We start from the raw sequence: 14649 nt of genomic DNA on the forward strand, positions 1-14649 counted from the left end.
AGCGAGACTTTGGTGCTGGTGCCGCACGAATGCATATCGGGGAAATTGATGACCGGCGCCTGGGCCAGTTCGGGCGTGGTATTGCGCCCACCGTTGAGGCCCCAATCCTGCGCGCGCAGTGTCTCTCCCATCACGATCACCAGCAGCCGCGGCTTGCTGCTGGGCGCGCGCGGCGTGGCCACTGCATCGGTGCCGATCGGCACTTTCGGCGCGCGCTGCACCGGGTTGTCGCTGCGTAGTGCGCGCGGCAGGCCCAGCAGTACGTTGGCGGGGGTAGCGAGATAGCGCACCTCGCGCTGGTTGCGCATCAGGGCCGAGACATCCTGGAACGAAAGCAGCGCACCGCCCAACATGGTGGTAGCCGCCACCAGCAGGAAGCCAGCGCGCCACAGCAGCGTTCGGCTCCAGCTTCGCCTGCGCAGCTGCACGCGCCACAGCAGCGCCATCGGCAGCACCGCCAGCAACAGCACCGGCCAGAGCAGCGAGCCAGTCATGAGCTCGCGGCTCTCCTTCGGGTCGGTGGCCAGCACGTTGCGCAGCATGTCCGCATCCAGATAGATGTGGAACTGGCTCATGTAGTGTGCGGCGAAGGCGGTTACCAGCAGCAGCGCGCTGGTCACCATCCTGGCGTTCCAGCGCCACACCAGCAGGCCCAGCAGTACACCGTGCGCACCCAGCAGCAGCATCAGCAGCGACAATGCGTAACGCAGGCTGCCGGGGTGGCTGGCCATGGCGCTGCGCCAGAACAGCGCATTGCCGGCAATGGCGAAGAACAGGCTGGTAAGCGCGATCAGTGCTTCGGTGGACAGCTGCGGCCGCCATTGCCGCAGGGAAGACAGCGCGGGCAGGCGCAGCGAGCGCTCGACCGATGCGTTCATGCGGCTGCCTCCGTGCGGCGGGCGCGATCCAGGTGGCGGCGGGTCAGGGTGTACAGGCCCAGCGACAGCACCCAGCAGATCAATGCGGTGGCCACATCATGCGACAGGAAGTGCGCGCCGCGCAGTTGCTGGCTGATACCGAACAGCAACCCGCTGCCCAGACCGATCCAGAGCCCGGCCCAGCGCCACGCCGGCCGCCACAGCAGGGCGAAGAAGTACAGGCAGAACCACGCGTATCCGGCGCTGGCGTGGCCGGCCGGGAAACAGGCCTGCGCGGCCATGCCAGCCGGGCGCACGGTAAACAGCCCAATGAAGGGGTGGTCGCCGCCGTAGCGCAGCAGGTCCCAGGGGCAGTCCATCGGCACCAGCGTCTTCAGCAGGGAGATCATGCCGGTGCCCAGCGCCATGGCAACGACCACATACAGCAGCGCCCAGCGCAGTGTGCGATCGCGCCCCACGCGCCAGTGATGAAAGCACAGCAGGATCGCCACCAGCGCCGCTGCCGTGCTCAGCCACTTGCCGGCCTTGTGCACCACGGTGCGGGTGAACCAGGCGTCCTGCAATGCCCAGTGGCCGCCCTCCAGGCGGAACAGGTGATCGGCCAGCCATTGGTCGCCCCCGAAACCCATCAGCAGGGTGAACAGGGGCAGCCCGAGTGCGACAGGCAGCCAGAGGTGAGTGACCGCAAAGCGTGACACCCACGGCGATGTCGCAGACGGCGCGACTGGATCAAAGGAGCGGACGGGCATGTAGGCAAGGGCGCTTCGGGATATGCCGCCATGCTCGGCACCGGGATGTCGGAGAAGGGTCGGACGCGCGTTCGTAGCGGGTTAATGAAGGACAGGTGCGTGCCTGCGTTCAGTCTTCTTCGGTGGTCGCGCCGATCCGCTCGGCATGGCACTGCCGGTTCCAGGCCGTGCCGGGCAGCAGCTGCCAGCGATTGCGGTTGGCAACACCGATGTCGATCACCTTGGCCGGATCCACGCACGGGCTCATCGCAGCGTCCAGCACCAGCAGCCAGCGCCTTTCCGGTGCTTCGGCCAGCCACGGACCGGCGGCATGCCATTGCTCGGCCCAGGGCCGCTTGAAACCGAATTCGCGCACCGGGCGGTCGGCCTGCAGCAGGTTCTGCTCTCGCCACGCGACCAGTGCCAGTTCGGCATCCGGGCCGATCCGCGTCCCAACCCGATGCATCAGCGCCGACGCGGATGCATAGGGATCCAGTGCCGGCATCAGCACCAGGCCATGGAGCATCCACAACATGCCGTGGGCCAGCAGCACCAGGGTCCCTGCACGGCGTACCCGCAGCCACACGATCTGCGTGGCCAGCGCGATGGCGAAGATCAGCAGCCCTTCGCCCAGTACCGGCAGCAGGGTGTCCGGCATCGCCCGTCGCTGCAACTGCGCTACCGCCCACGGGTACGCTGTCATCAGCATGGCGCCGAGCACGCCGGTGGCCAACATCAGCAGCAGGCTGTAGCCGAACAGATAGCGACGCACGCAGACCCGGCGCAGCAGGCCGGGCAGCAGCGGCGCCACGGCCAGTGCCATCGCCGGCAGCATCGGCAGCAGGTAGACCTCACGCTTGCCCGGGCTGGCGCTGAAGAACGCCAGCACCAGCACGGCCCAGCCCAGCAGCAGCCACGGGCGGCGGTCACCACGGCGCAGGCGACGCCACCATGGCTTGAACAACAGCGGCAGCAACAGGCTGCCGGGCAGCCACAGGGTCAGGATCACCTGCAGGTAGTACCAGACCGGCTGCCGATGGTGCCAGGCACTGGCATAGCGGGTGCCGGTCTGCTTGAACAGCAACTCATGCGCATACGATTGCAGCGCAGCGCTGGGCTCATGCAGCAGTGCCCACCCCAGCGGCGCCAGCCAGACTGCCGTGCCCAGCAGGAACGCCGGCAGCAACCACAGCAGCGTGGCCGGGTGCGGGCCGTCCACCACGCGCCCGTGGCGGCGCTGGTACAGCCGCCAGCCCAGCCACGGCAGTACCATCAACAGTGGCAGGAAGCCGACGCCCTTGGTCACCGTGCCGACACCCGCGGCGACACCGGCCAGCCACAGGGCGGGCAGGTTGCGGCCTTCGCACAGGTGGCGAAGCAGGCCCCACAGGGCCGCGGTGGTCATGCCCACCAGCACCATGTCGATCTGCGCGCGCTTGGCCATCAACCCGAACTGCAGGGTGCAGAACAACGCGGCCACTGCGTACAGGGAATGCCGTGGCGACCACAGCCGGCGCGCCAGATCGGACACCAGCCACAGGCTGAGCAGCGCCGCCAGCAGCGACGGCAGCAGGAACGACCACGTCCAGCTGCCCACCACGTGGTAAGCGGCGGCCTGCAGCCACATGAACACCGGCGGCTTCTCTGCGTACAGCTCGATTCCTCGGTGTGGCAGCAGCCACTGCCCGCTGTCGACCATGCTGCGGGCGGCCAGCACGAAACGCGGCTCGTCCGGCGGCTGCGGCTGGCGCAGCCCCAACCCGGCCGCCAGGGCCACGGTTACTAGCAGCCAGAGCAACGGCAGGCGCCAGCGGCGAGGCAGGGCATCGGGCACGGCAGGCTCCGGGGTAAAACGCGCAGCGTGCAAGGGGCGGCGTGGGAAAGCTGTCGGAAGGACGCCATCCCGACCGCTTTCCGACACGGGCACGGCTACCATGGGGCCAGTTCCCGTGGACCTGCCGCGCATGCGCCTGTTGGTGATCGAAGACAACCGTCAGTTGGTGGCCAATCTGTTCGACTACTTCGAGTCGCGCGGACATGTGCTGGACGTGGCCCCCGATGGCATCACCGGGCTGCACCTGGCCGGCAGCCATCCCTACGACGTGGTCATCCTGGACTGGATGCTGCCACGCATGGAAGGCCCGGAAGTGCTGCGCCGCCTGCGCAGCGAGCACGGTTCGGAAGTGCCGGTGATCATGCTGACCGCCCGCGACGAGCTGCCCGACAAGATCGCCGGCTTCCGCGCCGGGGCCGATGACTACCTGACCAAGCCCTTTGCCCTGCCGGAACTGGAGGTGCGGCTGGAAGCGCTGTTGCTGCGCGCCAATGGGCGCAACCCGCGCAAGCGCCTGCAGGTGGCCGATCTGGTACTGGACCTGGCCACTCTGGAAGCGCAGCGTGGCGGGCAGGCGCTGCACCTGTACCCGGCGTGCCGCAAGCTGCTGGAGGTGCTGATGCGCGCCAGCCCCGGTGCAGTCACCCGCCAGCAGCTGGAATTCGCCCTGTGGGGCGACGAGCCGCCCGATGGCGACCTGCTGCGTTCGCACGTGTATGAACTGCGCCGCAGCGTGGACGGCCCCTTCGCCGACAAGCTGATCCACACCCTGCCGCGGGTGGGCTACCGGCTGGCCGCCAGCCCGGCGACCGAGGTCGACAGCGATGCCGCGCGCGCGTAAGCCGGGCCCGCTCTACCGCCGCGTGGTGTGGTGGCTGCTGGGCTACCTGGCGCTGCTGTCGCTGGCGGTGTTCAGCGTCGGCAACTACGTGCACGAGCACGCCGAACATGCGGCCTGGCGCGCGCTGCTCAACTCCGAGCTGGACAGCATCCTGGAACACACCCGGCGCGAACCGGATTACCACTGGCAGGATTCGGACACCCTCAGCCTGTACCGGTTCGGCCAGCCCGACCTGCCCGACAGCGTGCGCATGCTGCACCCGGGCCTGCATGATGGCGTGCTGATCGACGAACGCGAAACCGCCGTGATGGTGCGCGACACGCCCACGCTGGGCCGCGTGGCGTTGGCGCTGGATATCACCGATTTCCACGACCTGGAGCAGTTCGCCACGCGCTGGGTGATGCTGGCTGGCATCATCATGATCTTCGTCACCGTCATGATGGCGTCCTTCGGCATGGAGCGCATGGTACGGCCGCTGAGCCTGCTGGCGCGCAACATCGGCGCGCTGCGCCCAGGCGAACAGGGCCAGCGCATCGAGGTCGATCCGCGCGGCAGTTCCGAGCTGCACACCATCGCCGATGCATTGAATGACTACCTGGACCGCAACGAACAGTTCGTCGAACGCGAACGGGTGTTCATCAGCACGGCCAGCCATGAACTGCGAACGCCCATTGCCGTGGTGACTGGTGCGGCCGAACTGGCACTGGAGCAGCCGGGCCTGCCCGAGCGTGCGCGCCAGCAGATGCAGCGGGTGCTGCGCACCGCGCAGGGTGTGGAAGACCTGATCGAGCTGCTGCTCGTGCTGGCGCGCGACCCGGCACGGCTGAGCTCGCGCGCAGAACGCATCGCGCTGGACCAGCTGCTGCCGGACATCGTTGACGATCATCGCCATCTGCTGGGTGACAAGGACCTGAGCATCGGCGTCCAGGCAGCAGCCGTGGACATCGTGGCACCCCTGGCGGTCGTGCAGGCGGCCATCGGCAACCTGCTGCGCAACGCCATCGAAAACAGCGGGCGCGGCCATATCGAGATGAGCCTGAGTGCACAGGCCGTGCTGACCCTGCAGGACCCGGGGCATGGCATGAGCCCGGAAGAAATCGCCGCGATCCATGCACGCCTGGCGCGGGGCGAGCGAGCCGACCGTGGTGGCATCGGTCTGGAACTGATCGCGCGTCTCTGCGAACACCTGGGCTGGACCCTGACGTTCCAGCCCTGCGAACCGCGCGGCACCCGGGTCACGCTCGATTTCGCCGCCTCGCGCCCGAGCTGATCCCAACAATGGGCAGGTGCCAACCTTGGGTGGCACGCCTTGATCCGGTAGGTGCCAACCTTGGTTGGCACGCTCTGCGTCGACCAAGGTCGACGCCTACCAGAGCCGATTACGCCCCGACGCAACGTCGACGCCCACCCGAGCGGATTACCGCGTTCTCGGCCGCGCCACGTGCTGGTCGATCAGAATCACGTTGCCATCCGGATCGGCCAACTGCACATAGCCGGTACCCTGGCCATCGGGATCGGTGCGCACTGCCAGCTCGATACCCTGGCCCTCGATGACTGCCTGCAGCTCGCGCACGTCCTGGAAATCGGCCAGTTCCTGCTTGTGCTGGTCCCAGCCCGGGTTGAAGGTCAGCAGGTTGCCTTCGAACATGCCCTGGAACAGCCCTATCACGATCCCCTCGTTGCGCAGCACCAGCCAGTTCTGGCTGGCATCGCCCCCGGTCACGCTGAACCCCAATGCCTCGTAGAACGCGCGCGAAGCACTCAGATCCTTGACCGACAGGCTGACTGAAAAAGCACCCAGTTGCATGGCACGCGCTCCGTTGCGGGAAGGGAGGGTGGCCGGCACTGCAGCATGACCCCGTGTGAAGACGATGTTAACCTCGGGCCGTGCCGCACCGATGCGGCGCTTTTTTTTCCATGCCCTTTCGATCGACAGAGGATCCCATGCCGACCGAACCCGCTACTGCTCTGATCACCAGCGACATCGTAGGCCTCGGCCTGATCGCTGCCACCCTGGCCCTGATCTTCTGGGCCGCCAGTGGTCCCACCCCGCTGTTGAAGAAGATCTTCGCCTGGGTGCCGGCTCTGCTGCTGTGCTACTTCATCCCGGCCATCTACAACACCACCGGTCTGATCGACGGCCATAACACGGCCTTGTACAACCCGGTCGCCCGGGACGTGCTGCTGCCGGCAGCGCTGGTGCTGCTGACGCTGTCGATCGACCTGAAGGGCATCGCCAAGCTTGGTCCCAAGCTGATCCTCGTGTTCTGCGCCGGTACCGCCGGCATCATGCTCGGGGCCATCGTGTCGTTCCAGGTGATGAAGTTCATCCATCCCGAAACCGTGGCCGGTGATACCTGGGCCGGCATGGCCGCGCTGGCCGGCAGCTGGATCGGTGGCGGCGCCAACATGGTGGCCATGCGCGAGATCTTCGGCACCGACGCCACCACCTTCGGCCAGTTCGCCGTGGTCGATGTGGCCTGCGCCAGCCTGTGGATGGCCATCCTGCTGTTCCTGGCCAACCGTGCGCAGCAGATCGACACCCGCAGCGGTGCCGATACCCGCGCCATCGATGAAATGAAGGCGCGTATCAGTGCCTATGAAGCGCAGAATTCGCGTATTCCCACCCTCACCGACCTGATGGTGATCGTCGGCGTGGCGCTGGGCGGGGTGGGGTTGGCGCATGCCATCGCTGCGCAGCTGGCCGCCTGGTTCAAGGCGAATGTGGGTTGGTCCAGCCAGTTCAGCCTGGACAGCCAGTTCGTGTGGGTGGTGCTGCTGTCCACCGCGTTCGGCCTGGGGCTGAGCTTCACCCGGGCGCGCCGCCTCGAATCGGCCGGTGCATCGCGCCTGGGCACCGTGTTCCTGTACTTCCTGATTGCCTGCATCGGCATGCAGATGGACCTGCTGTCGCTGCTGGATCGCCCCTGGCTGTTCGCCCTGGGCCTGATCTGGATGGCCACCCACGTGCTGGTGCTGTGGATCGTGGCACGCCTGGTGCGCGCACCGCTGTTCTTCTTTGGTGTCGGCTCGATGGGCAATATTGGCGCGGCCGCATCGGCGCCGGTGGTGGCCGCTGCGTTCCATCCGTCACTGGCGCCGGTGGGCGTGCTGCTGGGCACGGTGGGCTATGCCACCGGCACCGGCCTGGCCTACGTCACCGGCTTGATCCTGAAGGCGATGGCGGGCGCGTAATCGGCCGGGGGAATGCGCAGGCCGCGCCTGACGCATTCCCCCGCAACCGCACGAACTGTGCGGTGCATATCGGAACCGATCCGGTGCGCTCCGTACCGTGGGCACTTCCGCTGGCAGCTGCCAGCCTCTGCCCAGGTATGACCATGACGAAAGAACGGATGTTTCGTGCGGCAGTACTGACCCTGGTGCTTGCCGCTGGTAGCGCCTTCGCGCAGGCGCCTTTGACGCTGCAGCGCGCTGACGTACAGGCGATCACCGAAAGCAGTGCGCGCGAGGTTGCCGCGTTGCTGGCCCAGCCGGGGTTTGCCGCCAGTGCGCGCGCCGCCCTGCAGGCAGGGCCGGAGCAGGGAGTCGCCCTGCAGCAGGTGATGGCCCGCTTCGATCCGCAGGCACGCACCCGCGCCAGCACGCTGCTGGCCACGCAGGACCAGCAGGTGCGCCAGCGCAAGGGCCTGGTCCAGCAGGGGCCGGGGCTGCTGCAGCTGCGGGCGTTCGTGCCCGCAGGTGCCTCGCTGGCTGCGGTCGCACCGGAGCGATTGTGGGTGGCCAGCCTGCCACGTGGCGATGATCGTCACTGGACCACGCTGACCGCTTACGACGCGCAGGGGCGCGCGCACCTGCTTGATGCCCGGCAGGCACCGGACGTGCCCGTGCTGATCGTGGACGTGGATACCCGGCGTGCGGTGAAGGAGGGCATGGCACTGGTCAATGCGGGCCTGCGCGCGCGCGGGCTGCAGTCACCTGAACGCATCACGCTGTCGGCCGACGGTGCCAGCGCCTCGCTGGACATCACTCGCCTGGACCGTATTCGTCTGAATGACGACCAGGAGCCGTGGGCGCTGGGCGCGGCCGAAGTGTTCGCGGTCGTGTCAGGCCTGCAGGTCGACGCCACCGAACCGGAAATGATGACGGTGGACATGCCGTGGCTGGACCATGACCAGACCGACTACACGCCCCAGCAGCCGTTGGTGATCTGGGGCAACTACCGCTTCAACGCGGCCAACGTGCAGCTGTTCGAAGACGATGGCGATACCAACTACCAGGAACTGCTGGTCGCCCTGGCCACCGGAGTGAAGACGGCGTTGGGCGCCTTCGCTCCCGAGTACGCGGTGATTGCCGATATCGCCGGAGCGATCCTCAAGGCCATGCCGACCTCGTGGTTTGCCAACGATATCGATTACCTGGACAGCTTCTACCTGCTGCAGCGCGGGCAGGGCTACACCGACCGCATGGGCGCGGCGAACAACGCCAAGGTCACCCTCACACCCATCACTCTGGTGGACTAGGCCAGCAGGGCTTGCAGCCCTGTAACCCCGCAACCGGACCCACCTCGCCTTCGACAGGCTCACGCGGCTGTAGGTGGGTGCCGACCGTTGGTCGGCACTTCTGTCAGATATCGATAAACAGAATGGGGTCAGATCCGTTTCCTTCGGGAAACGGATCTGACCCCGCATGCGTCCCGCCGTCACCGGCAATCTGTCTAAGGTGGGGCGGTGTCGGATTGCGGGGTGTCCGCCGCATGGATGCGGCGGCCAAGCCTACACGGACGTACTTGCGGCGTCCCCGCAATCCGACACCTCCCCGCCAGACAAACAGAAACCCAGAGCCGACGCTCTTGCAGTCACAGTTGCAGTCGCAGTCGCAGTGGCAGTTGCTCCGGCTTCTGCGGGTGCCGGGCTGCAAGCCCGGCACCCACCCAAAAGCCTCAGCAGCAGCGCCCGCCGTTGCGGCCGCCGTAGCGCGCTTCCTGGCGCTCGCGGAAGAACGTCTTGTAGTCCATCGGCTCCTGGTCCGGATGCTTTTCCAGCATGTGCCGGACGTAGTTGTCGTAATCAGGAATGCCGCAGCACAGCCGCGCGGTCTGCACCAGGCGCCGCCATATACGGCGGTGCGCCTGGTACTGGCCGACGGGAACCAGTTGGGTACTCATCACAGATCCACCATTTCGTGCGGCTTCAGCGCCACGTAAGGGGTTTCGCGATCGGTCCGCTGCGGGTTGCGGCGGGCCGCCAGGATGGTCTTGATCGCATACACCAGCACCGAGGCCACCACCAGCAGGAACAGCGCGGTCAGGCCGGTGTTCACGTAGGCATTGACTACGATCTGCTGCATCTGGCCCACGGTCTTGGCCGGTGCGGTGATGGTGTCAGTGGCGATGGCCGCCTGGTACTTGTGCGCCTGCGCCAGGAAGCCCTGGGCCGGGTTGCTGTCGAAGATCTTGATGAAGCCGGCGTAGGTGGTGCAGATCAGCAGCCACACCGCCGGCACGGCGGTCACCCACGCGTAGCGGTCACGCTTCATCTTGAACAGCACCACCGTGCCCAGCATCAGCGCGATACCGGCCAGCATCTGGTTGGAAATGCCGAACAGCGGCCACAGCGTCTGGATCCCACCGAACGGATCGACCACCCCGGTGTACAGCAGGTAGCCCCACAGCGCCACGCAGCCGGCCGTGCCGATGATGTTGGCCGTCCACGATTCGGTCTTCTTCAGCGCCGGCACGAAGTTGCCCAGCAGGTCCTGCAGCATGAAGCGACCGGCGCGGGTACCGGCATCCACGGCGGTCAGGATGAACAGCGCCTCGAACAGGATGGCGAAGTGGTACCAGAACGCCATCATCGCGTCGCTGCTGCTGGGAATGGCCTCGTGCAGGATCTGTGCGATGCCTACCGCCAGCGTGGGCGCACCACCGGCGCGATGCAGGATGGTCGGTTCACCGATCGCTGCCGCCGTGGCGTTCAACTGTTCCGGGGTGATGGTGAAGCCCCAGGTGTTGGTGATGTAGTGCGCGGCCGAAACGGCATCGGCACCGATCACGGCAGCGGGGCTGTTCATCGCGAAGTAGATGCCCGGATCGATGATCGAGGCCGCCACCAACGCCATTACTGCCACGAACGATTCCATCAGCATGCCGCCGTAGCCGATGTAGCGCATGTGCGCTTCATTGGCCAGCAGCTTGGGCGTGGTGCCCGAGGAAATCAGCGCATGGAAACCGGACACCGCGCCGCAGGCGATGGTGATGAACAGGAACGGGAACATGCCGCCCTTCCACACCGGGCCGTCACCGCTGGCGGCGAACTGGGTCAGCGCGGGCATCTTCAATTCCGGCATGACCACCACGATGCCGATGGCCAGGGCGATGATCGTGCCGATCTTCAGGAAGGTGGACAGGTAGTCGCGCGGGGCCAGCAGCAGCCACACCGGCAGCACCGAGGCGACGAAGCCGTAGCCGATCAGCATCCAGGTGATCTGGGTGCCGGTGAACGTGAAGGCCGGACCCCAGACCGGGTCGGCCGCAACCTTGCCGCCGAACCAGATCGCCGCCAGCAGCAGGATCAGGCCGACCACCGAGATCTCACCGATCTTGCCCGGCCGGATGTAGCGCATGTACACACCCATCAGGATCGCGATGGGCATCGTGGCGATCACCGTGAACATGCCCCACGGGCTTTCCGCCAGCGCCTTCACTACCACCATGGCCAGCACCGCCAGGATGATGATCATGATCAGGAAGGCGCCGAACAGGGCGATGGTGCCGGGAACCTGGCCCATTTCCTCGCGCACCAGGTCACCCAGTGAACGACCGTTGCGGCGGCTGGACAGGAACAGGACCATGAAGTCCTGCACCGCACCGGCCAACACCACGCCCACCACCAGCCACAGCAGGCCGGGCAGGTAGCCCATCTGCGCGGCAAGCACCGGGCCGACCAGCGGACCGGCACCTGCAATTGCAGCGAAGTGGTGGCCGAACAGCACGTGCTTGTTGGTCGGAACATAGTCCAGACCGTCGTTGTTGATCACCGCCGGGGTGGCCCGGGTGGGATCGAGCTGCATCACCTTGTTGGCGATGAACAGGCTGTAGTAGCGATAGGCGACCAGATACAACGATACCGCGGCCACCACGATCCACAGTGCATTGATATGTTCGCCGCGGCGCAGGGCGACGGTGCCCAGACAGAACGCGCCGAGCAGGGCCAGTGCGGCCCAGCCCAGTTTGGAAAACCCTTTCATGAGGTGCTCTCTCCCGGAAAGACAGTGAAAGAGTCCCGCGTGCCCTTGGCAGGGTCAATGTCCACGGGAGCCTTCTTCGTTAGTACTTTGGTCGAACACAACGCAGGCGCAGGCGCGCGGCGGACATGACGCCGGGCAAACACCAGCAATGGAACAATCGGTTGCGGCGCCATCCATTGGCCCGCCGCGCTGCAGCGTCCATCTTCATGGGCATCCATTCCACAGGAGTTGCCATGAGTCTTCCCGAGCCGGTGCGCGTGCTGCGCACGATCCGTGGCATGCCCACGTCCGACGGCGCTGGCGTGCGCCTGACCCGCGTCATCGGCGGTCCGTCTTTGCCTGACCTGGACCCCTTCCTGCTGCTGGATGAATTCGGCACCGACCGCGCCGAGGATTACATCGCCGGCTTCCCCGAGCATCCGCACCGGGGCTTCGAGACCGTGACCTACATGCTCGACGGGCGCATGCGCCACCGTGACAACCATGGCAACGAAGGCCTGTTGACCCCGGGCAGCGTGCAGTGGATGACCGCCGGGCGTGGCCTGGTGCATTCGGAAATGCCCGAGCAGGAAAGCGGGCAGATGCGCGGCTTCCAGCTGTGGGTGAACCTGCCGGCGCGCGACAAGATGACCGACCCCAAGTACCAGGAGTTCGCGCCCGAGCGCATTCCGGTCGTGCAGCCGGCCGACGGCGTGCAGGTGAAGGTGATTGCCGGCGCGGTCGATGGCACCGTGGGGCCGATCGCCCAGCCGGCCACCGATCCGGTCTATCTCGATATCACCCTGGCGCCGGATCGTGCGTGGACCTACACGCTGCCCGAAGGCCACAACGCCTTCGCCTACGTGTTCGAAGGCGCGCTGACCGTGGGCGAGCAGGATGCCGCGCGCGATGTGGCGCGGCAGGAACTGGCCGTGCTGGGCGGCGGCGAACAGCTGCATGTCTCGGCCGGCAGCGAGGGCGCGCGGCTGATCCTGGTTGCCGGGCGGCCGTTGCGTGAACCGGTCATGCGCCACGGGCCGTTCGTGATGAACACCCGGCAGGAACTGATGCAGGCCTTCGTGGATTTCCAGGAAGGCCGCTTCTAGGGAATCGCCAACGGTGGGGCGGGGAGGCTGCCAGGCAGTCATCCCCGCGTTCACTCAGCGGCCGTCGGCCACGGCGGTCGGGGTCAGGCTCATGTCCTGTGCCAGCTGTTGCAGGCTGTCCCGTTCCTGGGTGGTGTCCGGGTACAACGCGATCTGTGCATAGCGGCCCTTGTCGAGCTTGATCACGCTGATGCGACGTTCGGCATAACCGGGGGGCTGCTGGCCGCCCAGGTCGGGCTGGTACCAGTACATCGATTCGCCACCGAAGGTGCCCTTCTCCTGGCGCAACGAACGGCTGAGCGGAATATCCGGATCGCGCTGGCTGAGCATCAGGCTGAGCACTTCGCGGCCATCGGCCGTGCTCGCGCGACAAACCAGGAAATCACTCTGCGCCTGCTGCTGCCATTGCAGGCCACTGCTGGCCGGCAGGGTCGGACAGTCAGCCGGAGGCTGCGCAGCGGCGCTGGCCGCGGCAAACAGCAGGCTCGACAACAGAACAGGCACGGACTTCATGCATTCCCCCAAGGTGGTATGGCCCAAGCCTCCGCCGATGGCACCGGCGGCGCAGGCACCCCATCCCCGGATGCCGACGCCCCGCGTGTGCACGGGAGGTCAAGCCGACCTTAACGGAACGTGAGCGATCGCACAAATTGCGGTTGCAGATGTAACCATCACGGGCCGCAGAGTCGAGCCTGCTGGACTGCGGTCAATACTGCGGCAGCGGAATGAATTCCTTGTCATCGCCCGGGATGGTGCCGAAACGCCCGGCTTCCCAGTCATGCTTGGCTTGTTCGATGCGTTCTTTCGAACTGGACACGAAGTTCCACCACAGGTGACGCGGCCCATCCAGCGGTTCGCCGCCGAACACCATGGCCTTCACCGGCGTCTTTGCGCGCAGGCGGCCGATGGCGCCGGCTTCGGGGATGACCAGGTGCTGGGCGGGAATGTCCACGCCATCCAGCTGGGCCTGGCCTTCCAGGATGTACAGCGCACGTTCGCGGTGGCCATTGTCGATATCGATCTCGGCATCCGGGTCCAGGTCGATCGCCACGTTCAAGGTATCGGCGAAGACCTTCACCGGCGATTCCTCGCCGTAGGCGCGGCCGGCGATCACCCGCAGCCAGGCGCCGTTGCGGCGCTGCTCGGGCAGGGTAGCGGCAGCGTGGTGGTAGAACGCCGGTTCGATTTCCTCATGCGACTTCGGCAGCGCCACCCAGGTCTGCATGCCGTGGATCGGGTTGTCGTGCCCGCGATCCGGCGGCGGCGTGCGTTCGGAATGGGCAATGCCGCGGCCGGCGGTCATCCAGTTCACATCGCCGGGGCGGATCACCTGGTCCGAGCCCAGCGTATCGCGGTGGCCGATCGCTCCGGACCACAGGTAGGTCACCGTCGCCAGGCCGATATGCGGGTGCGGGCGCACGTCGATGGCGGTGCCGGGGTGCATGATGGCCGGGCCCATCTGGTCGACGAACACGAACGAACCGATGCTGCGGGCCTGCAGCGTGGGGACGGCGCGGCGCACTTCCAGGCCGCCGATGTCGTGGACGCGCGGGGCGATGATGGTGGTCATGCGGGCGTTCTCGCTGGCAGGGATCAAGGGCGCCAGCATGGCATGCGGTCGTGGCGGGCACATGCCCCATGCGGGTAACAGCCTGTTCCGTAGCGTCGAGCTTGCTCGACGAGGTTCCAGCCAACGGCGCAGCCCCTCGTGGCTGTGCGGTGCGAATTTCGTGTTGGGCCGGGGCGGGTAGGGGGCGCGGGACACGCCGTGAATCCGTCCCTGGAGGCTCGTAGGCGCCATCCATGGCGCCTGCGGTCCCGCGCCCCCAACCCGCCCCGGCCCCTGACGGTTTCCGTGCGCGTCAGCCACGGAAAAGAAAAAAGAAAATCAAAATCAAACGCCGGTCGCTTCGCTCCTGGTGGCCACCAAGGTAGCCACCCACCAGTTCGTAGTGATCCCAAATGAAGTGGCTGTTTACCCACCGTCACCGGGAAACTGTCAGGGGTGGGGCGGTGTGGGCTGGCAGGACCGCAGGCGCCATGGGCCCGAGGCATGCCTCGGGCGGGTTGGGCAGGA

Annotated in this window: 13 protein-coding genes; 5 read left to right on the forward strand and 8 right to left on the reverse strand. The window is 66.7% G+C overall.

What is annotated here, in order from left to right:
- From RTY46_RS18750 to RTY46_RS18760, 3 genes are all read right to left on the reverse strand, one after another.
- A partial coding sequence (locus tag RTY46_RS18750; RefSeq protein WP_312710275.1) for a phosphoethanolamine transferase domain-containing protein occupies positions 1 to 878 on the reverse strand: 878 nt, incomplete at its 3' end.
- Positions 875 to 1627: a phosphatase PAP2 family protein gene (locus tag RTY46_RS18755; protein ID WP_312710277.1), complete on the reverse strand. Its 753-nt coding sequence runs from the start codon at positions 1625 to 1627 to the stop codon at positions 875 to 877. The genes RTY46_RS18750 and RTY46_RS18755, both read right to left, overlap by 4 nt.
- 109 nt (positions 1628 to 1736) lie before the next feature.
- Positions 1737 to 3440: a glycosyltransferase family 39 protein gene (locus tag RTY46_RS18760; protein WP_312710278.1), complete on the reverse strand. Its 1704-nt coding sequence runs from the start codon at positions 3438 to 3440 to the stop codon at positions 1737 to 1739.
- A gap of 130 nt (positions 3441 to 3570) precedes the next feature.
- Between RTY46_RS18760 and RTY46_RS18765 the strand changes: the two genes are divergently transcribed.
- Both RTY46_RS18765 and RTY46_RS18770 read left to right on the forward strand, forming a co-directional pair.
- Positions 3571 to 4281 carry a response regulator transcription factor gene (locus RTY46_RS18765; protein WP_312710288.1) on the forward strand — a complete coding sequence of 237 codons (711 nt, stop codon included), beginning with the start codon at positions 3571 to 3573 and terminating at the stop codon, positions 4279 to 4281.
- Positions 4265 to 5551: a HAMP domain-containing sensor histidine kinase gene (locus RTY46_RS18770; protein ID WP_312710279.1), complete on the forward strand. Its 1287-nt coding sequence runs from the start codon at positions 4265 to 4267 to the stop codon at positions 5549 to 5551. Before RTY46_RS18765 ends, RTY46_RS18770 begins: the two co-directional genes overlap by 17 nt.
- A gap of 147 nt (positions 5552 to 5698) precedes the next feature.
- Here RTY46_RS18770 and RTY46_RS18775 read toward each other — a convergent pair whose 3' ends face one another.
- Positions 5699 to 6088: a VOC family protein gene (locus RTY46_RS18775; protein WP_312710280.1), complete on the reverse strand. Its 390-nt coding sequence runs from the start codon at positions 6086 to 6088 to the stop codon at positions 5699 to 5701.
- A 137-nt stretch (positions 6089 to 6225) separates the two neighbouring features.
- On the opposite strand from RTY46_RS18775, the gene RTY46_RS18780 reads away from it, so the two are divergent.
- Both RTY46_RS18780 and RTY46_RS18785 read left to right on the forward strand, forming a co-directional pair.
- Positions 6226 to 7476 carry a DUF819 family protein gene (locus tag RTY46_RS18780; protein WP_312710281.1) on the forward strand — a complete coding sequence of 417 codons (1251 nt, stop codon included), beginning with the start codon at positions 6226 to 6228 and terminating at the stop codon, positions 7474 to 7476.
- Between the two features lie 143 nt (positions 7477 to 7619).
- Entirely contained in the window at positions 7620 to 8762 is a 1143-nt protein-coding gene (locus RTY46_RS18785; protein WP_312710282.1) for a DUF3103 family protein, read from the forward strand.
- A gap of 419 nt (positions 8763 to 9181) precedes the next feature.
- Here RTY46_RS18785 and RTY46_RS18790 read toward each other — a convergent pair whose 3' ends face one another.
- Together RTY46_RS18790 and RTY46_RS18795 are read right to left on the reverse strand one after the other, a co-directional pair.
- Positions 9182 to 9406 carry a CstA-like transporter-associated (seleno)protein gene (locus RTY46_RS18790; protein ID WP_049467479.1) on the reverse strand — a complete coding sequence of 75 codons (225 nt, stop codon included), beginning with the start codon at positions 9404 to 9406 and terminating at the stop codon, positions 9182 to 9184.
- Positions 9406 to 11487 (reverse strand): carbon starvation CstA family protein, encoded by a 2082-nt coding sequence (locus RTY46_RS18795; RefSeq protein ID WP_312710284.1) that lies wholly within the window; start codon positions 11485 to 11487, stop codon positions 9406 to 9408. Before RTY46_RS18795 ends, RTY46_RS18790 begins: the two co-directional genes overlap by 1 nt.
- A gap of 233 nt (positions 11488 to 11720) precedes the next feature.
- Between RTY46_RS18795 and RTY46_RS18800 the strand changes: the two genes are divergently transcribed.
- A complete protein-coding gene (locus RTY46_RS18800; RefSeq protein WP_312710285.1) occupies positions 11721 to 12572 on the forward strand; it encodes a pirin family protein in 852 nt (283 codons plus the stop codon).
- A gap of 54 nt (positions 12573 to 12626) precedes the next feature.
- Here RTY46_RS18800 and RTY46_RS18805 read toward each other — a convergent pair whose 3' ends face one another.
- Both RTY46_RS18805 and RTY46_RS18810 read right to left on the reverse strand, forming a co-directional pair.
- Positions 12627 to 13085, reverse strand: coding sequence for a hypothetical protein (locus RTY46_RS18805; protein WP_312710286.1), 459 nt, complete (start codon positions 13083 to 13085; stop codon positions 12627 to 12629).
- A 193-nt stretch (positions 13086 to 13278) separates the two neighbouring features.
- Positions 13279 to 14142, reverse strand: coding sequence for a pirin family protein (locus RTY46_RS18810; protein ID WP_312710287.1), 864 nt, complete (start codon positions 14140 to 14142; stop codon positions 13279 to 13281).
- Positions 14143 to 14649: the final 507 nt, after the last annotated feature.

It is taken from the genome of Stenotrophomonas sp. (assembly GCF_032056425.1).
In the GTDB taxonomy this organism is placed as follows: Bacteria; Pseudomonadota; Gammaproteobacteria; order Xanthomonadales; family Xanthomonadaceae; genus Stenotrophomonas.